21 protein-coding genes are annotated in these 20,676 nt (G+C 71.4%); 14 read left to right on the forward strand and 7 right to left on the reverse strand.

Features of this window, described 5'->3' with window-relative positions:
* Positions 1-131 precede the first annotated feature (131 nt).
* The 6 genes from ACTWPW_RS57030 to ACTWPW_RS57055 all read left to right on the forward strand — a co-directional run bounded on the left by ACTWPW_RS57030 (position 132) and on the right by ACTWPW_RS57055 (position 6,337).
* Positions 132-815 (forward strand): SDR family oxidoreductase, encoded by a 684-nt coding sequence (locus ACTWPW_RS57030; RefSeq protein WP_443173972.1) that lies wholly within the window; start codon positions 132-134, stop codon positions 813-815.
* 545 nt (positions 816-1,360) lie between these two features.
* The gene (locus ACTWPW_RS57035; protein WP_443173973.1) at positions 1,361-2,260 is read left to right on the forward strand and encodes a golvesin C-terminal-like domain-containing protein; all 900 of its coding nucleotides are present in this window, start codon (positions 1,361-1,363) and stop codon (positions 2,258-2,260) included.
* Positions 2,261-2,831: 571 nt separating this feature from the next.
* A complete protein-coding gene (locus ACTWPW_RS57040; RefSeq protein WP_443173974.1) occupies positions 2,832-3,749 on the forward strand; it encodes an ABC transporter ATP-binding protein in 918 nt (305 codons plus the stop codon).
* Entirely contained in the window at positions 3,749-4,453 is a 705-nt protein-coding gene (locus ACTWPW_RS57045; protein WP_375114185.1) for an ABC transporter permease, read from the forward strand. The genes ACTWPW_RS57040 and ACTWPW_RS57045 overlap by 1 nt, the downstream gene beginning before the upstream one ends.
* A gap of 7 nt (positions 4,454-4,460) precedes the next feature.
* The gene (locus ACTWPW_RS57050) at positions 4,461-5,705 is read left to right on the forward strand and encodes a sensor histidine kinase (RefSeq protein WP_443173975.1); all 1,245 of its coding nucleotides are present in this window, start codon (positions 4,461-4,463) and stop codon (positions 5,703-5,705) included.
* Positions 5,702-6,337, forward strand: a complete 636-nt coding sequence (locus ACTWPW_RS57055; protein WP_375114187.1) for a response regulator — start codon at positions 5,702-5,704, stop codon at positions 6,335-6,337. The genes ACTWPW_RS57050 and ACTWPW_RS57055 overlap by 4 nt, the downstream gene beginning before the upstream one ends.
* A 100-nt stretch (positions 6,338-6,437) precedes the next feature.
* Here the strand turns inward: ACTWPW_RS57055 and ACTWPW_RS57060 are convergent, their stop codons facing one another.
* Positions 6,438-7,325 carry a hypothetical protein gene (locus ACTWPW_RS57060; protein ID WP_443173976.1) on the reverse strand — a complete coding sequence of 296 codons (888 nt, stop codon included), beginning with the start codon at positions 7,323-7,325 and terminating at the stop codon, positions 6,438-6,440.
* Between the two features lie 80 nt (positions 7,326-7,405).
* Between ACTWPW_RS57060 and ACTWPW_RS57065 the strand changes: the two genes are divergently transcribed.
* On the forward strand, positions 7,406-7,528 hold the full coding sequence (locus ACTWPW_RS57065) for a hypothetical protein (protein ID WP_443173977.1): 123 nt from the start codon (positions 7,406-7,408) through the stop codon (positions 7,526-7,528).
* A gap of 148 nt (positions 7,529-7,676) precedes the next feature.
* Here ACTWPW_RS57065 and ACTWPW_RS57070 read toward each other — a convergent pair whose 3' ends face one another.
* Genes ACTWPW_RS57070 through ACTWPW_RS57080 form a run of 3 tightly spaced genes read right to left on the reverse strand, consistent with a single transcriptional unit; the run spans position 7,677 to position 10,983 of the window.
* A complete protein-coding gene (locus ACTWPW_RS57070) occupies positions 7,677-10,097 on the reverse strand; it encodes an ABC transporter permease (RefSeq protein ID WP_443173978.1) in 2,421 nt (806 codons plus the stop codon).
* Entirely contained in the window at positions 10,094-10,789 is a 696-nt protein-coding gene (locus ACTWPW_RS57075) for an ABC transporter ATP-binding protein (RefSeq protein ID WP_443173979.1), read from the reverse strand. The genes ACTWPW_RS57070 and ACTWPW_RS57075 overlap by 4 nt, the downstream gene beginning before the upstream one ends.
* The gene (locus ACTWPW_RS57080; protein ID WP_375114192.1) at positions 10,786-10,983 is read right to left on the reverse strand and encodes a hypothetical protein; all 198 of its coding nucleotides are present in this window, start codon (positions 10,981-10,983) and stop codon (positions 10,786-10,788) included. The genes ACTWPW_RS57075 and ACTWPW_RS57080 overlap by 4 nt, the downstream gene beginning before the upstream one ends.
* A gap of 167 nt (positions 10,984-11,150) precedes the next feature.
* Between ACTWPW_RS57080 and ACTWPW_RS57085 the strand changes: the two genes are divergently transcribed.
* The 5 genes from ACTWPW_RS57085 (at position 11,151) to ACTWPW_RS57105 (ending at position 15,785) form a co-directional block, all read left to right on the forward strand.
* Positions 11,151-12,323 (forward strand): sensor histidine kinase, encoded by a 1,173-nt coding sequence (locus ACTWPW_RS57085; RefSeq protein ID WP_443173980.1) that lies wholly within the window; start codon positions 11,151-11,153, stop codon positions 12,321-12,323.
* Complete coding sequence (locus tag ACTWPW_RS57090; RefSeq protein ID WP_375114194.1) at positions 12,320-12,991, forward strand: response regulator; 672 nt, start codon at positions 12,320-12,322, stop codon at positions 12,989-12,991. The genes ACTWPW_RS57085 and ACTWPW_RS57090 overlap by 4 nt, the downstream gene beginning before the upstream one ends.
* A gap of 87 nt (positions 12,992-13,078) precedes the next feature.
* On the forward strand, positions 13,079-13,456 hold the full coding sequence (locus ACTWPW_RS57095) for a hypothetical protein (protein WP_375114195.1): 378 nt from the start codon (positions 13,079-13,081) through the stop codon (positions 13,454-13,456).
* A 71-nt stretch (positions 13,457-13,527) separates the two neighbouring features.
* Positions 13,528-14,565, forward strand: a complete 1,038-nt coding sequence (locus ACTWPW_RS57100; protein WP_443173981.1) for a PLP-dependent cysteine synthase family protein — start codon at positions 13,528-13,530, stop codon at positions 14,563-14,565.
* Complete coding sequence (locus ACTWPW_RS57105) at positions 14,541-15,785, forward strand: MFS transporter (RefSeq protein ID WP_443173982.1); 1,245 nt, start codon at positions 14,541-14,543, stop codon at positions 15,783-15,785. Before ACTWPW_RS57100 ends, ACTWPW_RS57105 begins: the two co-directional genes overlap by 25 nt.
* Positions 15,786-15,833: 48 nt before the next feature.
* Here ACTWPW_RS57105 and chrA read toward each other — a convergent pair whose 3' ends face one another.
* The 3 genes from chrA to ACTWPW_RS57120 all read right to left on the reverse strand — a co-directional run bounded on the left by chrA (position 15,834) and on the right by ACTWPW_RS57120 (position 18,247).
* Entirely contained in the window at positions 15,834-17,204 is a 1,371-nt protein-coding gene (gene chrA / locus ACTWPW_RS57110) for a chromate efflux transporter (protein WP_375114198.1), read from the reverse strand.
* Positions 17,205-17,336: 132 nt separating this feature from the next.
* On the reverse strand, positions 17,337-17,768 hold the full coding sequence (locus tag ACTWPW_RS57115) for a chromate resistance protein ChrB domain-containing protein (protein WP_375114199.1): 432 nt from the start codon (positions 17,766-17,768) through the stop codon (positions 17,337-17,339).
* On the reverse strand, positions 17,765-18,247 hold the full coding sequence (locus tag ACTWPW_RS57120; RefSeq protein WP_375114200.1) for a Chromate resistance protein ChrB: 483 nt from the start codon (positions 18,245-18,247) through the stop codon (positions 17,765-17,767). Before ACTWPW_RS57120 ends, ACTWPW_RS57115 begins: the two co-directional genes overlap by 4 nt.
* A 525-nt stretch (positions 18,248-18,772) precedes the next feature.
* Here ACTWPW_RS57120 and ACTWPW_RS57125 point away from each other — a divergent pair.
* Positions 18,773-20,209 carry an endo-1,4-beta-xylanase gene (locus ACTWPW_RS57125; protein WP_443173983.1) on the forward strand — a complete coding sequence of 479 codons (1,437 nt, stop codon included), beginning with the start codon at positions 18,773-18,775 and terminating at the stop codon, positions 20,207-20,209.
* Positions 20,210-20,222: 13 nt separating this feature from the next.
* Positions 20,223-20,676 (forward strand): RICIN domain-containing protein (locus ACTWPW_RS57130; RefSeq protein ID WP_443173984.1); only part of this gene is annotated, 454 nt, incomplete at its 3' end.

A 20,676-nucleotide genomic window follows, 5' to 3' on the forward strand; every position in this document is an offset into this window, starting at 1 on the left:
GACCAACCGGCAGGGGCACGGTCTTTCATCAGGACTCGACGTCCAGGACACCCGAGTGCTCACCTGCCGGCGGCCACCATCCACCACGGAGTCTGCCGGATGGCTTACTCCCAGGACTCATTAGGACCCCCATGACCTCCGCTCGCACCGCCCTCATCACCGGCGGCGTCAGCGGCCTGGGCAAGGCCGCCGCCATCCGCCTGGAAGCCGACGGGATCGAAGTGATCACCCTCGATGTTTCCGACGGCGCCGACCTGGTCGTGGACGTCACCGACGCCGCCGCCGTCCAGAGCGCCGCCGAACAGGTGGGTCCGGTGGACATCCTGGTCAACTCCGCCGGGATCGTCGGCCCGAACGCCCCGCTGTGGGAGATCCCGCTCGACAGCTGGCAGCGCACCTTCGACGTCAACGTCAACGGCACGTTCCACACCTGCCGCGCGTTCGTGCCCGGCATGCGCGAACGCGGCTGGGGCCGCATCGTCAACCTCGCCAGCATGGCCGGCAAGGACGGCAACCCCAACATGGCGCCGTACTCCGCCTCCAAGGCCGCCGTCATCGCGCTCACCAAGTCCCTCGGCAAGGAGCTGGCCACCAGCGGCGTACTCGCCAACGCCATCGCCCCCGCTGTCATCGAGACTCCGATGAACGCCGACACCGGGCCCGAGGCCCTCGCTCACATCACCAGCCTCATCCCCATGCGCCGCGTCGGAAAGCCGGAAGAAGTCGCCGAGCTCATTGCGTGGCTCGCCTCCGACAAGGTCAGCTTCTCCACCGGAGCCGTCTACGACATCAGCGGCGGACGCGCCACCTACTGACGGCCACGCCGCGGACCTCGAGGCGAGTGGCGCGGCGTCTCGATGCGGCCTCCGCACAGTTCCGGCGCGCCGGTACCCTCCACACCGACCCGCACCACCTGCCCGAACCCCTGCATCGACCTCCGTGATCGCCGGGCCGTGCGGCGTTGGGCCAACCCACGGCACGACGGCGAGCCTCCGATGAGGTGTCCGCATGTGGATATCGGGAGGGCTTGGCCGGGACCGCGGGATCGCGAGTTGATCTGCGAACGCCGCAATGCCGGGTCCGTGGCGCGGCGGCCCATGACTGCCGCGCCGCATCTACGCCAGAGCCGCCGATGGGCGATCGTCGATCCGGTCACCGGTTATCGCCGCTACCGCCCACTCCGACCGCGGACCTGGGGCTAAGAAACTCATCTATGTAAATATCTTTCATTGACGCTCGCATCTTGGTTAGATACCTTCACCCGTGCTTCCCCTCAACCCCCCGGAGGGACCAGCTCGTGAAAACCATCACTCGTTTATCGGCCGCCGTCGTAGCAGCCTCTCTGGTTCTGCTCGGCGCTGTGGCGCCCGCGACCGCCGCGACCACCACGGTCGACAACGCCACCGCCGGCCAGTTCACCGCCGGTGCCGACTGGGGCACCTCGGCATGGTCCGCGCAGCGGTACGGCGCGGACTACCGGTTCGCGACACCGAACACCGTCGCGAGCGACGCCGCCTGGTTCAAGGCGTCCATCGCAGCGGCCGGGGCTCACCTGGTCGAGGTCTGGTACCCGGCGGACGCCGGCTACAACAGCGCCACCCCCTTCATGGTGGCGACCACCGACGGCATCCGTACCGTGGTCATCGACCAGCGCGCCAACGGTGGCCGCTGGGTCAGTCTCGGGACGTTCACCCTGGCCGCCGGCGACTACAACGTGGTCGGCGTCAGCCGCTGGACCAGCCAGCCCGGCTATGTCGTCGCCGACGCGGTCCGGATCACCTCGTCCACCGGTGGTGGCTCGTTCGCGCTACCCCTTCCGCGCAACGCGCTGCCGCGCAGCGAGTACGACGACCCGCACCACGACTATCCCGCGATCGACCTCCCGGTCGGCACCGGCACCCCGGCGTACGCGGTGCGCGCCGGCACGGTGACGGTCATCGACGACAGCCTGTGCGGGCGAGGCATCAACCTGACCGGAACCGACAGGGCCATCTACACGTACTGCCACTTCTCGTCGTGGTCGGTCTCCAACGGCACGTCGGTCGGCGCCGGGCAGCAGATCGGGCTGACCGGCAACACCGGCAACTCGACCGGTCCGCATCTGCACTTCGGCATCCGCACCGGCAGCACCCGGCGGTGCCCGCAGAACTTCCTGCTGGCCGTCTACGACGGCGCCACTCCACCGGCGGCGAGCAGCCTGTCCACCACGGGCTGCTACTACGCCGGCCGGTCGACGGAGCCGGTCATTCCGCTCGGCTAAGGGCCAGCGCCTGCTGTTCGGTTCGGCTGCGGTGAGGTGGCGAGGGCGTTCGACGTCCGTATACGACCCCGAACCTGAACGCCCTCGCCACCGCAGACCGCGAACCGAGACGTTCGCGGTGCGGTCGGCGCCGCTCAGCCACACCGCCGGTCGGCGCCGCTCTGCCTCACCGCCGAGCGGCGCCGGCTGTGTCATGCCCGCGCGCACCCATTCGCGCGCACCTGCCCGCTCCTGCCCGCGCGCTCCTGCCCGGCCTGGCGCCGTTCGGCCGTGCCAACCCGCTCGCCCCAACTGGCGTGGGCCAGGCGTGACTGGATGCACAGCGCAGCTGCTGGCGAACATCGGAGAGGCTGACAGCGTCAACATCGCGTAGATGGGGCGATGGCATGGAGCTGCTCATCCCGACGGAGGTCGGCCTGCAAGCTCGAAGTGCCGCCTGCCCGGGCGTTGTAGTGGAGTCCTCGGCGGACCGCATCAACCGATCGGTGGATTCCGGGCTCAGCCGCATCAGCGGCGGACCATGGCCGGGCGGGCGATTCGGGCGAGGGGAGGTACGGCCGAAGGTTGCTACATGGCAGTTATCGAGGTGAACGACCTCGTCAAGAGATACGGCAGGCTCCCGGTGGTGAACGAGGTGTCCTTCTCCGTGGAGCAGGGCGAGATCTTCGGCATCCTGGGGCCCAACGGGGCGGGCAAGACGACCACCGTGGAGTGCGCCGAGGGATTGCGGCGGCCCGACTCGGGATCGATCAGAGTGCTCGGGCTCGACCCGGTCAGGGACGCGCGGGAGCTGAGCCACCAGGTCGGCGTGCAACTGCAGGAGTCGCTCCTGCCGGAGAACATCAAGGTGTGGGAGGCGCTCGACCTGTACGCCTCCTTCTACCGCGCGCCCAGGGACTGGCGGGCGCTGCTGGAGGAGTGGGGGCTGGCCGACAAGCGCGACGTCAGGTTCGCCACCCTGTCCGGCGGGCAGAAGCAGCGTCTCTTCATCGCCCTGGCGCTGGTCGGCGACCCGGAGGTGGCGTTCCTGGACGAGCTGACCACCGGGCTGGATCCGGCCGCCCGCCGGGTCACCTGGGAGCTGATCAAGCAGGTACGAGCGGCGGGCGTGACCGTCGTCCTGGTCAGCCACTACATGGACGAGGTGGAGGAGCTGTGCGACAGGGTCGCGGTGTTCGACCGGGGGCGGATCGTCGCGATGGACACCCCCTCGAACCTGATCTCGGCCGTGGACGCCGACCAGCATCTGCGCTTCCGGCCGCTGGCGCCCTTCGACGACGCGCTGCTGACGGGTTTGCCGGGGGTGGTGTCGGTGACCCGCTCCGGCGACCGGGTGATCGTCGCGGGCCGAGGAGATTTCGCCGGCGCGGTGACCTCCGCGCTGGCTCGTGACCATGTCCCGGTGGCCGAGCTGCGGGTCGAGCAGCATACGTTGAACGACGCCTTCGTCGCCCTGACCGGCCGCGCCTTCGGCACCCAGGAGACCTGATGACCGGCTTCGCCAAACTCGCCAAGGTCGAGTCCAAGCTGCTGCTGCGCGACCCCGGCGCGATCTTCAGCATGGCCGTTCCGCTCTTCATCCTGGGGATCTTCGGTAGCGGGACCAGTCCGGGGGACACCGCGCTGCCCTCGATGTCGATGACGATCGCGGTCGGGCTGGTGGGGCTCTACATGGTGCCCACCACCCTGGCCACCTACCGGGAGCGGGGCATCCTGCGCAGGCTGTCCACCACGCCGGTCAGCCCGGGCGCCCTGCTGAGCGTGCAGCTGATCCTCCAGCTCGTCTTCGCGGTGCTCGCCTCGGCGGTGCTCGTCGCGGTCTCGGTGGCGGTCTTCCAGGCGGCCGTGCCCGCCCGCGTCGTGACGATGGTGACCGCCTTCCTGCTCGGCACCTCGGCGATCTTCGCGGTCGGTCTGCTCATCGCCGCGACCGCGGCGAGCGGGCGCGCCGCCAACGGGGTCGGCGTGCTGCTCTACTTCCCGCTGGCCTACCTCGGCGGCGTCATGCAGCCCAAGGAGGCCATGCCCGAGCTGCCGGCCACGATCGGTGAGTTCACCCCGCTCGGCCTGTTCAGGCAGGCTGTCCACGACGCCTGGAGCGGGGCGGCGACACAGCCCCTGCTTCTGGCGATAATGGCGGTATATGCGCTGGTCATCGGTTTGGTCGCGGCCCGTTTCTTCCGTTGGGAGTGAGGCGGCCATGACGCCGTCCGGCCCGCTCGACACCGCGGAAGGGCGGTGGGCCATCGGTCTGGCTGTCGTTCCGTACGTGCTGCTGGCCGTCTCGGCGGGGCTCGCGCTGCTCACCGGGGACGACACCTCGTGGGACCATCGGCTCGGCGTCCTGGGGCTGAGCGCGCTCGCCGCAGGATGGACGCTGTGGATGGTCACGCTGCACCCTGGCTGGATGGCGAACGGCAAGGCGGCGGGCCTCTACATCGCCGGGCTGGTGGCGTTCATCGCGGCGCTGGGCCTGCTCAGCCCGTGGTTCGCCGGTTTCTACGCCTTCACCGGCTACGTCCACTCCTGGCATATGCTGCGTGGCCGATGGCGGATCGCGGGCGTGACCGCGACGGCGGCGGCCGCGGTCACCGGCTACTTCGGCGGGCTGCCCGGCCCTGATCTGGCCATCATCTCCTCCTACGTGCTGGTCATGGTCGCCATCGTGATCCTGGTCGTCCTGTTCAGCCTCTTCGGCGACATGACCGCCGACCAGAGCGTCCGGAGCAAGAAGATGGTCGACCAGCTCGCCGAGACCAACGCCAAGCTGGAGGAGACGATGCGGGAGAATGCCGGGCTCCAGGCCCAGCTTCTCCTTCAGGCCCGCGAGGCAGGCGCCACCGACGAGCGCCAGCGCATGGCACGGGAGATCCACGACACGCTGGCGCAGGGGCTGGCCGGGATCATCACCCAGGTCCAGGCGGCCGCCCGGGCCAAGCACGACCCGGGCGAGTGGCAGCGCCACCTCGACAACGCCGCCCAGCTGGCCAGGGACAGCCTGGCCGAGGCCCGCCGGTCGGTGCATGCGGTGGGTCCGTGGGAGCTGGAGTCCGCCCGTCTGCCGGAGGCGCTGGCGGAGGTGGTGAGGCGGTGGGAGGGCATCCAGGGCGTACGGACCGAGTTCGCCACGACCGGCCCGGCCCGGCCGCTGCACCCCGAGGTGGAGGTGACCCTGCTGCGCGTGGCGCAGGAGGCCCTGGCCAACGTGGGCAAGCACGCGGGCGCCACCCGCGTCGGCGTCACCGTGTCCTACATGGACGACGTGGTCACGCTGGACGTGCGTGACGACGGCGCCGGGTTCGTCCCGGACGCCCACAGCGGCGGCTTCGGCATGACCTCCATGCGGCAACGCGTGACCAGGCTGGCCGGCAGCCTGGAGATCGAGTCGGAGCCCGGCGCGGGCACCGCCGTCTCGGCCACGGTCCCGGCTCGGGAGCTCCGATGAGCGAATCCCCGATCCGGCTGATCGTCGTCGACGACCATCCCATCGTCCGCGACGGCCTGCGCGGCATGTTCACCGGCGAGCCGGGCTTCGAGGTGGTCGGGGTCGCGGGTGACGGCGCGCGGGCGGTCAGCCTCGCCGAGGAGCTGCGGCCCGACGTGATCCTCATGGACCTGCGGATGCCGGGCACCGACGGGGTCACCGCGATCAGGCGGCTGGCCGAGCGCGGCAGTACGGCCAGGGTCCTCGTGCTGACCACCTACGACACCGACAGCGACGTGCTGCCGGCCATCGAGGCGGGCGCGACCGGCTACCTGCTGAAAGATGCGATGCCCGAGGAACTGGTCCGCGCCGTGCGGGCCGCCGCGCGCGGCGAGGCGGTCCTGTCCCCCTCGGTGGCCACCCGGCTGATCAGCCAGGTGCGCGCGCCGTCCGATCCGCTGAGTGCACGTGAGCTGGAGGTGCTCGCGCTGATCGCCCGCGGCTCCACCAACCGCGAGGCCGCCTCCCGCCTGTTCATCAGCGAGGCCACCGTGAAAAGCCACCTGCTGCACATCTACGCCAAACTCGGCGTCAACGACCGCGCCGCCGCCGTGGCAGTGGCCTTCGAGCGAGGGCTGTTCAACCGGTCCTGATGAGGCTCAGCGGTGGCGGCCGAGCCCGACGGCGGCGGCCCGTAACGGCAGCGGGATGCCGAGCTGAGCGTTGAGCGCCGGCTGACCGGGCTCCAACGGCTCAGTACGGCTCCGGGTCCAGGCAGGTCCCGGTCTCGTGCACCTGGTCCGACGGTGGGGGGTCGATGAGCACCTCGCTCCCCCAGCCGGTGAAGTCGACCTCGATCACGCTGGTCTTGGGCTGGTTGTCCTCGGCCATGGGATAGGTCGAGGTGAGGTGCACCCGGCGGGGAAGCCGGTCCGGTCCAACCCACAACCGCCAGGAGACCTGTGTCGAGTCGTCCCGCTCGCGAAATTGGGCGGCGATCACGGGGTCGTCGTGTGGAGCCGCGATGGCGAACTCCGTCAGCGAGCCGCTCCCGGCGTGCACGACGGTGGCGACTCCGTCGATGGCCGCCCCCGAGGAGGGAGCGGGGGCCGCCAGTTTTCGCAGCACCTCGGGTGAGACGAGGCTGCGTACGCCGAGCGAGCCGATGGCGCGCAACAACTGCTCGCAACCGGAGCCGCCGCCATGAAGCCAGGACTTGCCCGCGGGAACGTCCTGCCGATCAGCCCGGTACTGATAGGTGCCGGAGCCTGCGATCGTGATCGTCCTGGTCGTCATGTAGGACAGGTCGGTCGGGACAACGCTTCTCAGCTCATCGGGGACATTGGTCCGGTAGTAGGTCGCGGTCAGGTCGGAGGCGGCCGCGCCGAGGACGCCAGTGGCGCGGCTCTCGCTGTATTCGCCGATGTTGACCGGCACGACGGAGTCGTCCTCCGCCGGCGGGGTGAACACCTTCTCGCCGTAGTCCAGGCGGACGAGCCTGGTGACCTTCACGCCGGCCGAGCCCTTCATCCGCTGGATCACCGCCTCGGCGGGCGTTCGCGCCGTGACCGCGTCGCCGTCTCCGCAGCCGGTCGTCAGGGCGAGCAGCAGGACGATCGTTGCGATCCTCGGTAAGGCCATCCGGTGATCATAAGGGTCGCCTGGCGAGACTTCCGGCGAACCTCTCCCTGCCGCTTCGCGGCGCGGGATCCACTGCTGCCATGGCGGCGGGGCGCGAGGGCGAGAGCGGCGGCACCTCCCGCGACGACGGCGCCCACGTCATCCAGTGGCCGGACCAGGACCTGCCCGAGCAGCAGTGGTCGCTGGTCCAGGTGTCCGGCTGATCCACGGACCCCAGCACATCCGCGCGGATAGTGCGGTGCGGGTTCGCCCTCACGAACTCCTGCGGCTCCGCCCCCGACCCGCTCGATCCGGCGCCGGGAAGGGCGTCGCGTGGCGTGCCCGGCACGCGACGCCCGTGTCCGGCTGCGTTCACAGGTGGGCGAGGGCCTCCCGGACCGTGAGGCGGGAGGCGCGGGTCGCGGCCGCGTCGGTCGCCAGCGCGGCGCCCAGCAGGGCGAGCAGGAGCCAGATCCCGGCCGCGGGGGCGGAGATCCGGTACGGCAAGGGCGCGCTCATGAACAGGTTGCCGAGCCCCGCCCCCAGGAGCCAGGTGAGCACGAGCGCCGGCACGATCGCGGCCACGCATCCGGCGAGCGCGAGGAGGAGGCCCTCGGCGACGACGATGCGGCGTACGGCCCGGGGCCGGGCCCCGATGGCGTGCATGATGCCGAATTCCCGGGTCCGATCAAGCACGTTCGCCCCCATGGTCGAGGCCAGCCCGATGAGTCCGAGCACGCCCAACGGCACGGCGATCCCCAGCAGGACCAGCAGTAACGGCCCCATGTGCCCCGCGCTGACGGCCTCGCTGCGGCTGATCGAGGACGCCGACTCCACCGTGAACCCGGCGGCGGTGGCCGCCCTGCCGACGGCCGCGGCGACGGCGTCACGGGTCGCCTCGTCATGGCCGGAGGTGAAGACCCGGAGCTGGTCGGCCTCCTGGGACCGCCCCGTGGCGGCGGCCAGGCCCTCCGCCGTCACATAGACGCCGGCGCCGCCCCGCTCCTCGACCACCCCGGCGACGCGCCACGACGTCGGCCGCCCGCCGATGAACAGCCGCACGCTGTCCCCGGCCGCGAGCCCCGGCACGGTGTTCTTCCTGGCGGTCTGGCTGATCAGGACCGCGCCGGTCTCGCCGGGGTTCAGCCGGCGCCCTTCCAGGAGCTTGAGGGACGGGGTGACGCCGGCGGTCAGCGTGATTCGGCCGTGTCCCTGGTCGGGGTAGGTCCGGGTGACCGGGAACCCGAACGGTCCGGCCACCCCGACGGGTTCGGTGCGGAGCCCTTCGACGCGAGTGACGCCCGGCACCCGCCGTACCGCCCCGATGACCGCGTCCGTCGCGGCGGGGCTGCCCAGCCGCAGCTCGACGTCCCAGGTGCGCTGGGCGGCCTGCTCTTCCGTGACGGCGTTCGCACCGGCTTCGAGGGACATCCCGGCGACGAACACCGCGCCCGCGGTCGCCAGCAGCCCGGCCGCCAGCCAGAACCGGGCCGGCCGCCGCACGGTGTTGCGCAGTGCCATGAGCAGCCCCCGGTCCAGCCGGGGGATCCGGCTGAGCCGCGCCAGGAGACCGCCCGAAGTCGACTCGACGCCGCGGTGGTCGATCGCCGCCCGCACGGTCGTCCGGCCGGCCTTGACCAGCGGCGGCAGCGCCGCCAACGGTGGCAGGCCGAGACCGGCGACCAGGATCACCACGTACGCCCACCAGGGCGCGGCGAGGCTCTCGGGCTGGATGCCGAGCGTGGTCAGCAGCGTCCCGAGCAGCGCCCGGCCGATCCAGATGGCCGGGCCCAGCGCGATCAGCGTGGCGAGCGCCGCCACCAGCAGCGTCATCACGAGGTAGTAGCGCCCGATGGTGCCGGACCGGGCGCCGATCGCCTTCATGATGCCGATCTGCGGGATCTGCTGGGTGAACAGGGTGTTGAGCATGTTCGCCACCAGGATCGTGCTGAGCAGCAACGCCGCGGCGCCGCCCGCCATGAGCGACAGCAGCAACACGTCCGACTGCCACTGGTGCGGGTGCGCGTACGGCTGGGGCACCTGGATCTCGGCGACCGTCAGTCCCTGCTCGCGGCGCAGCCAGTCGCCGACCTCGGTGGCCGCGGCCACCACGGCGTCGCGGTCCCGGCTCGGCTCCCGACCGCCCGGGTCGGCGATCTGCAGCTTGACCTGGTCCAGCAGAGCCGGCCGGCCGAGAGCGGCCGTGGACAGGTAGCCGCGGCCCCGCTGCTCCTGCGGTGAGGGGGCGAGGCCGGGGTCGTACACCGTTCCCGCCACCCGCAGCCGCGGCAGCTGCCCGCCCGGCCCCCGTACGGTCACCGAGTCGCCGACCGCCACCCCGAGCAGCGCGAGCGAGTCCGCACCGAGCAGCACCTCGCCGTCCGACGGCGGCCAGCGCCCCTCCTGCCCGACGTCGAACTTCACCATCCGCATCGGATCGTCCGCCGCCGCCACGAACACCTGCAGCGGAACGTCCAGCACCTTCCCGCCGACCTCGACCGCGCCCTCGAACTGCGTCCGCCCGGTCGCCTCCAGCACCCCCGGCCTGGTACGGGCCGCGGCCGTCACCGCCGCCATCCGCTCGGGGGTGACGCCCCGGTCGAGCACGATGGTGGCCGAGGCCGGTCCGGTGCTCATGTACGCGCCGCTGGTCTCCCTGCCGATGGCCGCCCAGGCGTTCAGCATGCCCCCGAACACCGTCAGGCTGACCGCGATCGCGACCACCATCAGCACGAACCTGGACCAGCTCACCCGCAGGTCGCGGCGGAGCTTCACCCGCAGCAGCCCGCTCATGCCCGCACCCGCGCCCGGTCGTCCTCGTCGGCGACGATGCGCCCGTCCACGAGAGTGATCTCGCGGCGCACGATGGCCCTGATGTCGCGTTCGTGTGAGACGACCACGATGGTGCGCCCCTCGGCGTTCAGGCCGGCGAACACGTCCAGGACGGCCTGCGCCGTGTGGGAGTCGAGATTGCCGGTGGGCTCGTCGGCCAGCAGCAGCGGCGGATCGTTGGCCAGCGCGCGGGCGATCGCCGCGCGCTGCTGCTGGCCGCCGGACAGGGTGGCCGGCAGTTTGCCCGCCTGGTCGGCGATGCCGACCCGCTCCAGCAGTTCCAGCGCCCGGTCGCGGCGGCGTACGGCGGGGATCCTGGCGGCGAAGTCCATCGGCAGCATCACGTTCTCGGCCACCGTCAGCGTGGGCAGGAGCTGGAAGAACTGGAACACCAGCCCGACGTTGCGCCCCCGCCACTCGGCCAGCTCGGACTCCGACAGCCCGCCGAGATCCGCCTGCGCCGCCCGTACCGTGCCCGACGTGGGCCGGTCGATCCCGGCGAGCAGGTTGAGCAGGGTCGTCTTGCCGCTCCCCGACCGCCCCACCACCGCGACGAACTCCCCCGCCTCGACCGACAGGCTGAGCCGATCCACCGCGAGCACCTCGCCCTCTCCCAGCGGATAGGTCTTCACCACATCAGTGACCTCGATCATTCGTGAACCCCTTTCGGCGGAGTGTGGCCCCCCACGGGTGGCGCGCCGCTCGCGCCGCCACCATGGCTGGGGATCTGATGGCCCAGGCCGCCACCCCGGATGAGCATCATGGCGATGACGAGCAGGACGACGATGGCTGCGACGATCCCCGCCACCTTCACCCAGCGGGCCATGCCGTCGCCGGTTCCGGCCATACGCGCCCCTTCCGTGCGCCGGTGTCGTTACCGGCCGTCACGCTACGAGCGCCGCGTGCCACGCCGAAACACCCCGTGAGCGGGTCTTCCGCGTCCCCGTTTCGTGGAGAGGGATCCCTCCCCGGGAGGACGCCCGCCGAGAACGTGCGGCGTACCCTTGCCCTGCCATGTCATCGCCGACCACAGCCCGCTCGCGGGCGCTCCTCGACGCCGCTCTGGCGTCAGCCGTGCTCGTCGTCTCGCTGCTGCTGCTCGCACACGACGGTCCCGTGGCGGTCCGTGCGGGTGCCCGCGGGCTCGACCTGCTCGGCGGCGTGCTCGTTGCCTGCGCCGCCGTGCCGTTCGTGGTCCGGCGGCGCTTCCCGCTGACCGTCTTCACGGTGGCGGCGGGGGTCAGCGTGGTCCTGGCGGGGATGGGTTATCCGACCGGGCTGCTGCCGGGGCCCCTCGCCGCCCTCTACCTGCTGGCCGCCAACGCGACGTGGACGGTACGCAGTGCCGCCGTGGTCGCCGGGCTGTCCCTCGCGTACGTGGGCGCGGCGGCCGCCACGGCACCCGCCTTTCCGGTGGTCGAGCTCGTGCACACCGCCCTGCCCTGGGCGGCGGCGTGGTTCGCCGGGGAGCGGACCCGGCTACGGCGCCAGCAGGTGGCCGAGCTGAGGCAGCGCGCCGTGGACGCCGAGCGCGAGGCGGCGGCCGGACGCCGGCGAGCGGTGCGCGAGGCCGAGCGGGAGCGGCGGCTCGCCGTCGCCGAGGAGCGTGCCCGGATCGCCCGTGACCTGCACGATTCTGCCGGCCACGCGATCAGCCTGATCGCCGTCCGGGCGGGCGCGGCCCGGCTGCGCCAGGACGGCTCCCCGGCGGCGCTGGCGGCGATCGAGGAGCTGGCCAGGCACACGGCGGCGGAGATCGACCAGCTCGTCGGCTCCTTGAGAGACGGCGACCCGGAGCCGGCCACACCGCTCGGGCTGGCCTCGCTCGACACCCTGGTCGCCCACCACACCGCGGCCGGACTGCGGGTGGAGCTCGACGTCACCGGCGCGGCCCGGCCCCTCGCCGCCGCCGCCGACCAGGCCGCCTACCGCATCCTCCAGCAGGCGCTGGCCAACGCGGCCCGCCACGGCATCGGCAACGCCCGGATCGAGCTCGACTTCACCGGCCCGGAGCTCACGCTCACCGTCACGAACCCGGTGCGCGGCACCCCACGCCGGACGAACGGCCACGGTCTGATCGGCATGCGCGAGCGGGCCACCCTGGCCGGCGGCAGCCTCGACGCCACGAGAACGGCGGACGCCTACCGTCTCCGCGCCCAGCTCCCCTACGGAGGACAGCAGCCATGACCCGCGTGCTCATCGCCGACGACGACCACCTGATGCGGGCCGGGCTGATCGAGCTGCTCACCGCCGACCCCGGCATCGAGATCGCCGGGCAGGCCGCCACGGGCCGTGAGGCCGTCGAGAGGGCCGGCCGGCTCGCACCCGACGTCGTCCTCATGGACGTCCGGATGCCGGACCTGGACGGCATCGCCGCCACCCGGCTGCTCTCGCGGACGGCGCCGGAGGTGAAGGTCCTCATCCTCACGACGTTCGAGCAGGACGACTACATCTTCGGCTCCCTGCGGGCCGGCGCCTCGGGGTTCCTGCTCAAGCGCGCCCGCCCGGAGGAGCTGATCGCCGCGGTGCACACCGTCGCCTCGGGAGATTCGCTCCTGTCTCCCTCGGTCACCCGGCGCGTGATCGACCGCCTGGCTCAGCAGCCCATGCCCGACCTCGCCGACCAGTCCCGGCTCGGCACGCTGACCGCGCGGGAGCGCGAGACGCTCGAACTGGTCGCCAGGGGCCTGTCCAACCGGGAGATCGCCGCCTCGCTGGTGGTCGAGGAATCGACGATCCGGAGCCATGTGAAGCGGATCCTGATGAAGCTCGGCCTCCGCGACCGCGTACAGGCCGTGATCTTCGCGTACGAGACCGGCATCAACCGCCCGCGTCGGCCGGACGAAGCCCGCTGAGCCTCCGAGCGGGGCGGCCACAAGGGGGCCGCGTGCATCGCCGCCGAACCGGACAACTACGCTGAGTAGCTAGTTATGTACACATTGTTGAGAATCCTGGCACGGGGACCACGCAGGCACGCGTGGTTCGCCGCCGTGCTCGGGTTGCTCACTCTCGCGCACATGTGGTCCCACGCCGTGCAGGTCGCCGATCACGTGACCGCCGACGCGCTCATGGCGGCGAGCCACCCAGGCCACGACCACGACCACGACCACGACGACCACGGCGAGCAGGCCCATTCCCATCCGTTCGTGGCGACCGCCACGAACGCGGATCCGCCCGGTCAGAGCAACGGGACGGCCGTGGCCGTCCTGCCCGCGGACGCGGAGCGAGACGCGGTGCCGCTGCCGATGGGCCGCGCACCGCCCGGCGGCCACCGCGGACGAGCCGCGCTCACCCGCACGCTCGAGGTGTGCCGCTGCTGACGAGGACGTGCACGTCACCGTCCTCTGCAAGCAGCGACCTGGCGCAGCATGCGCCGAAACGAGCGTTCGACATGTCTTCATACACCACTGAACTCACCATGACGCATCTGGTGGGACACACGCCTGTCTGCTGGATCGGGGAGCCTTTCGCCCCGCGCGGCCAGGGCTTCTGGGCCAAGCTCGAAGGAGCCAACCCGGGCGGGCTGAAGGACCGGTCCGCCCTGTACATCGTGGAACAGGCCAGGGCCCGCGGCGAGCTGGCTCCCGGCGCGACGATCGTCGAGTCCACGTCGGGCACCTTCGGCCTCGGGCTCGCGCTGGCCGGCATCGCCTGCGGCCATCCGATCACCGTGGTGACCGACCCCGGCATGGAAACGATCATCCACACGCTGCTCGTCTCGTACGGCGTCCGCGTGGAGATCGTCGCCCGGCCTCATCCCGTCGGCGGCTGGCAGCAGGCCCGCCTGGACCGGGTCGCCCGTCTCCTGGCGAGCGAGCCGGGCGCCTACTGCCCGGATCAGTACAACAACCCGGACAACGTCGAGGCGTACACGAGCCTGGCCGACGAGCTCGTCGCGCGACTCGGCCGGATCGACGTGCTGGTCTGCAGCGTCGGCACCGGCGGCCATTCGGCCGGGGTCGCACGGCGGCTGCGCCTGCACAACCCGGCACTACACCTGGTGGGGGTGGATTCCATCGGCTCCACGATCTTCGGCCAGCCCGCGCGGCCACGCCTGATGCGCGGCTTGGGCAGCAGCATCCATCCGCGTAACGTCGCCCACGACGCCTTCGACGAGGTGCACTGGGTGGCACCGCACGAAGCGGTCTGGGCCAGCCGCACTCTCGCCCAGACCCACTACGCCACCGGCGGATGGAGCGTCGGCGCGGTCACCGTCGTGGCCTCCTGGCACGCCAGGACCCGGCCACCCGGAACCCGCATCGCCGCGATCTTCCCGGACGGCCCCGCCCGCTACTACACGACCGTCTTCGACGACGCCTACTGCGCCGGGCACGACCTGCTCGACCGGCCGCCCGCCGCCGAGCCCGACGAGATCAAACATCCCGGCGAGGCCGAGGTCATCCGGTGGACCCGCATGGTGACGCGCTGATGTGGCGCCGCTTCCGCTCCTTCGACGGCGGCGTCCGGCTGCTCATGGTCAACCAGTTCGCCATCAACGTCGGCTTCTACATGCTGATGCCGTATCTCGCCGGGCACCTGGCCGACGGGTTGGGGATGGCCGCCTGGTCCGTGGGGCTGGTGCTCGGCATGCGCAATCTCAGCCAGCAGGGCCTGTTCCTGCTGGGCGGGACGCTCGCCGACCGCCTCGGCTACCGGCCCGTCATCATCGCGGGCTGCGTGCTGCGCACGGCGGGCTTCGCCCTGCTCGGGTTCGCGGCCACGCTGCCCGTCCTGCTGGTCGCCTCGGTGATGACCGGGATCGCCGGGGCACTGTTCAACCCGGCGGTGCGCGCGTACGTGGCGCACGGCGCCGGTGAGCGCAGGGTGGAGGCGTTCGCCCTGTTCAACGTGTTCTGCCAGGCGGGCATCCTGCTGGGGCCGCCGATCGGCGTGGCCCTGCTCGCGGCCGACTTCCGGCTGGTGTGCGTGGTGGCGGCGGCGATCTTCGCGGCGCTCACCGTGCTGCAGCTGTCGGCCCTGCCGCCGTGCCGGAACGAGGAGCCGCAGCGCGGCGGTGTGCTGGCGGACTGGAAGGGCGTCGCGGCCAACCGGCCGTTCCGGATGTTCGCGCTGGCCATGGCCGGCTCGTACGTGCTGTCGTTCCAGATCTACCTGGCCCTGCCGCTGGCGATCGGCGACCACGGAGCCGTCAGCGCGCTGTTCGTCGTGTCGGCGCTGGTCGCCCTGCTCGGCCAGGTCCACATCACCGACTGGGCGCGCAAGCGCTGGACCGCCTCCCAGGTCATCGCGCGCGGCCTCGCGCTGATGGGGCTCGCCTTCGTGCCGCTCATCCCGTACGGAATCGCCGGCGCGCCGGTGCCCGTGGCCGCGGGGCTGGCCTGCACGGTGCTGCTCACGCTCGGCACCGTGCTGACCTGTCCCTTCGAGATGGACACGATCGTCACGCTGTCGGGCGGGCACCGGGTGGCCACCCACTACGGCTTCTACAACACGGTCGCCGGTCTCGGCGTCGCCGGGGGCAACCTGGCGGTCGGGCGGCTGCTCGACGTCGGGCCGGTCTGGGTGTGGAGCGTGCTCGCCGCCACGGGGGCGGCGTGCGCGCTGGCCGTCCGGCGGCTCGGCGCCCCTCGCAGGCACCGGCTCCGGGGACGTACGCGCCGCGTCTCGTCCACGAGCACACCGTTCTGAACGCGATCTTCCTTCGTCCGGCCGCCACGCCGTGACGGTGGCTCGCACTCAGCCCGTTCCCACGCCCCCGATGAGCATCGTGGCCAGGCCGAGCACCGCGCAGATGCCGAGGGTGCGCAGCATCGGCCACTTCAGGACGAACGTCATCACGAGCGCGGCCACGGTGATGGCCAGAGCCACGGGGCTCACCGTGCCGAGGTCGGGGAGCCGGATGCTGAACGGCCCCCACGCCCACGTGAAGACCGTGCCGAACAGGGTGTGCTCGGCGAAGTAGAACGCCAGGTTGGCGATGACGCCCACCACGGAGGCGGTGATGCCGGTCAGCGCCGCGCTGATGGCGGCGTTGTGCCGCAGCCGCTCCACGTAGGGGGCACCGAGGAAGATGAACAGGAAACACGGCACGAACGTCACCCAGGTCGTCAGCAGCGCCCCCAGCAGCGCGCCGCCCCACGGCGTCAGGACCCCGGGGTCGCGATAGGCACCCAGGAAGGCGACGAACTGCACCACCATGATGAGCGGCCCCGGCGTGGTCTCGGCCAGGGCCAGCCCGCGCACCATCTCCCCCGGGCTCAGCCAGCCGTAGACCTCCACGGCCCGCTGGGCGACGAAGGCCAGCACGGCGTACGCGCCGCCGAAGGTGACCAGCGCCGTGCCGGAGAAGAACAATCCTTGGGTGGTGAAGACGCTGTCCGTACCGAGGAAGAGCGCCACCGCGGCCACCGGCAGCCACCAGGCGACCAGCCCCACGGCCAGGATCTTGCCTGCCGACCGCCGGCTCGGCTGGGCGTGGTGCAGGGCGTCGTCCGGGATCAGCGGCGCCGGGCCGCCGTCGCCGCCGTGCCCGTTGCCGGCCTTGAAGACGTGCGGGGCCAGGCGGTGGACGGACCATCCGACGAGGGCCGCGGCGGCGACCACCACGGGGAACGGCACGCCGAACAGCGCCAGCGCGGCGAAGGCGGCCACGGCGAGGGCGACGAAGAAGGGGTGGGTGAGCGAGCGCTTCGCCACCCGGATGACGGCCTGGGCGACGATGGCCAGCACGGCCGGGGCGATCCCGGCGAACAGCGCCGTCACCGCCGTGGTGTCCTGCCACAGGATGTAGACGGCCGACAGGATCAGCAGCGCCAGCATGCCCGGCAGCACGAACAGGGTCCCGGCCACCAGCCCGCCCCGGGTGCCGTTCAGCAGCCAGCCGACGTAGATGGCCAACTGCTGGGCCTCCGGCCCCGGCAGCAGCATGCAGTAGTTGAGCGCGTGGTTGAAACGCTGCTGGCCGATCCAGCGCTTCTCCTCCACCAAGGTGCGCTGCATGACGGCGATCTGCCCGGCGGGGCCGCCGAACGTCTGCAGCGAGATCAGGAACCAGGCCCGCACGGCCTGCCTGAACGGGATCACGTCGCGGGTCGCGTCAATGGTCATGGCGGCCTTTCAGCGGGCGGGCAGGCGGACGGCTCGGAGGATCCGCCGCAGGGTCGGTCAGGTCACAGGCGGTCTTGGCGGCGCCGGCGATGACGGACGGGAGCGCCGGGGCGACCACGCGGCCGGTCGGGCTCATGCCGGTTCCCGGCCCAGCAGCAGGGCGCGGCGGTGGAACTCGTACAGGCCGTCGAAGATCGGCCCGGTGATCTCCAGCACCCGGTCGTCGTCGCAGATCATCGACAGCCCGCGCAGGATCACGTCCACGCCGCGCGCCTCCGGCGCGTCGAACCGCTCATCGTCGATGTCGGCCTCGTGCACGATCTCGGCCAGCTTCCACAACACCGGATCGTCCAACTCGTAGCGGCGCAGGATCGTCTCGAAACTGCAGTCGCCCCCGTGATGCGACAACTCCGCCCCGCGCATGTCGAACGGCGTCGCATCGGCCGGCACCAGCGCCGGATCGTCGACGAACACGAACTCCGGCTCCGGATCGAGGTGCCGCCGGATCAGCCAGGCGCACGCGGCCCGGTCGATGTGCACTCCCGCCCGCGTGGCCCACCTCATCGGCCGCCCTCCACGACGACCGCCTCCGCCAGGGCGCGCACCGCCCGCTGCGCGGTCTCCTTCTCGGCGGGCGGGAAATGGTCGCGCCGCCCGATCCTGCGCAGCTCGGCCTGCAGCCGCTTGACCGTACGGCTCCGCTCCCCCGGCCTGGCCCGCGCCGCGGCCTCGGCCTGCTCGGCCACCGCGCGGTACTCGGCCGCCCGCGCCTCGCGCATCTCGGCGGCGATGGCCTTCTCCTGCGCCACGCTGCCGGCGACGGCCAGCCACACCGTGGCGGTGCCCTCCATCTCGCCGATCTCCTCGGCGATCCACTCCAACTGCTCACGGGTACGGGCGTCGGCGGGCAACGCCACCAGCCCGTCCCCCAGCCGCGCCACGCCGAGCCGGTCCAGCTTGCGCCAGATCGTGATCCGCAGCGTCGACGGCTGGCGCGGAATCCGGTACGCCAGCAGCACCCACTGCCCCGCCGTCCCCGTCACTCAAGCCTCCATCGTGCAACCGTCGTTACTGTAACCATGGTTTCACGAGAGTTGCTGTCACGCAAACCTCTGACCGTGGGCGGGGGTGGAGCAGGGTGACGAGGGGCAACCGGCGGCAGCAAGTTAACTCCTGAGACGCCGCAAGTTATCCGACTTCAGCCTGGTGACCTCGGTGAAACTTTCAGCTGCGCGGACAGTGCGGCCCGGTCTCCTCCCGGGCGAAACTCCAGGCCGGGCCGCGTGCCGGTGACAACGCCCAGGCCGGTAACGGTTGCCCTTCGTTGACGTCCGGCCGGACCGTCGGATGTACTCCGCGACAACGTACTCACCGAATGAGTCAAGCAGCTGTGCAAGATCGAATGTTAGCGCTAACAACATTGGTGGTCGCCATCTTCGGTCTGGGCAAGGAGCCCTGGATGTCCCCCTCGTCCCCGGCAACCGCGCACCGGCCGCACGCGAGTCTCCGACCGCGGAGTGTGACCACCCCCGGCCCGACACATCGACGCAGAAAGGCACGACCCATCCATGAAACGACTCCTGTCCCTCCTCACCACCGGGCTGGTCGCCATCGGCCTGTCGGTGGCGCTCACCGGGCCGGCCGACGCCGCCTCGACGCTGGGCGCCTCCGCGGCCGAGCGCGGCGGCCGCTACTTCGGCGCCGCCGTGGCCGCCGGCAGGCTGGGTGACTCGACGTACGTCAACATCCTGAACCGGGAGTTCAACTCGGTCACCGCCGAGAACGAGATGAAGTGGGACGCCACTGAGCCGTCCCGGAACTCCTTCGACTACACGCGCGGCGACCGGATCGTGAACCACGCGATCGGGCGCGGCATGAAGATCCGCGGGCACGCCCTGCTCTGGCACGCGCAGATGCCCGGCTGGGCGCAGGCCCTGTCCGGCTCGACCCTGCGCACGGCCATGATGAACCACGTCACGCAGGTCGCCACCTACTACCGGGGCAAGATCCATTCCTGGGACGTCGTCAACGAGGCCTTCGCCGACGGCGGCAGCGGCGGGCGCCGCGACTCGATCCTCCAGCGCACCGGCAACGACTGGATCGAGGCCGCCTTCCGGGCCGCCCGCGCCGCCGACCCGGGTGCCAAGCTCTGCTACAACGACTACAACACCGACGGGATCAACGCCAAGAGCACCGGCATCTACAACATGGTCCGCGACTTCAAGGCGCGGGGCGTCCCGATCGACTGCGTCGGTTTCCAGTCCCACCTGGGCACCTCGCTCTCCGGCGACTACCAGGCCAACCTGCAGCGCTTCGCCGACCTCGGCGTCGACGTCCAGATCACCGAACTCGACGTCGCCCAGGGCGCCAGCCAGGCCGGCATCTACGCCTCGGTGACCCGCGCCTGCCTGGCGGTCTCCCGCTGCACCGGCATCACGGTCTGGGGCATCCGGGACAGCGACTCCTGGCGGACCGGGGAGAACCCGCTGCTGTTCGACTCCTCGGGCAACAAGAAGGCCGCCTACACCGCCACCCTCGACGCCCTCAACGGCGGCTCGCCCGACCCGGGACCGATCGACACGAACGCCTGGTACGTCCTGGTCAACCGCAACAGCGGCAAGGCCCTCGACGTCTACAACCTCGCCACCAACGACGGCGCCCGCATCACCCAGTGGACCCGCAACAACGGCAACCAGCAGCAATGGCAGTTCGTCAGCTCGGAGGCCGGTTGGTACCGGCTGAAGTCGCGCCTGTCCGGCAAGGTCCTGGACGTCTACAACTTCTCCACCGCCAACGGCGCCGCGATCGTCCAGTGGGCCGACGGCAACGGCACCAACCAGCAGTGGCGTGTCGCCGACAGCGGCGGCTACGTCCGCCTCATCAGCCGGCACAGCAGCAAGGCCCTGGAGGTCCAGGGCGCCGCCACCGCCGACGGCGCGAACATCGTCCAGTACGACGACTGGAACGGCGCCAACCAGCAGTGGCAACTCGTCCGAGTCGGATGAATCGGAGAACCTCGTGAAATACAGATTCCTGGCCGTCCTCGCGACGGTCGCCACCTTACTGGCGGGGCTGTTCGTCGCCCTTCAGACGCAGTCCGCCAGCGCGGCCACCGTCGACACCAACGCCTGGTACGTCCTGGTCAACCGCAACAGCGGCAAGGCCCTGGACGTCTACAACCTCGCCACCAACGACGGCGCCCGCATCACCCAGTGGAGCAGGAACAACCAGAACCAGCAGCAGTGGCAGTTCGTCGACTCCGGCGGCGGCTACTACCGCATCAAGTCCCGCCACTCCGGCAAGGTGCTCGACGTCTACAACTTCTCCACCGCCAACGGCGGCGCCATCGTGCAATGGGCCGACGGCAACGGCACCAACCAGCAGTGGCGGCTGGCCGACAGCTCCGACGGCCACGTGAGGTTCATCTCGCGCCACAGCAACAAGGCCCTGGAAGTGCAGGGCGCCGCCACCG

This window comes from Nonomuraea sp. KM90, from assembly GCF_052246675.1.
GTDB lineage: Bacteria > Actinomycetota > Actinomycetes > Streptosporangiales > Streptosporangiaceae > Nonomuraea.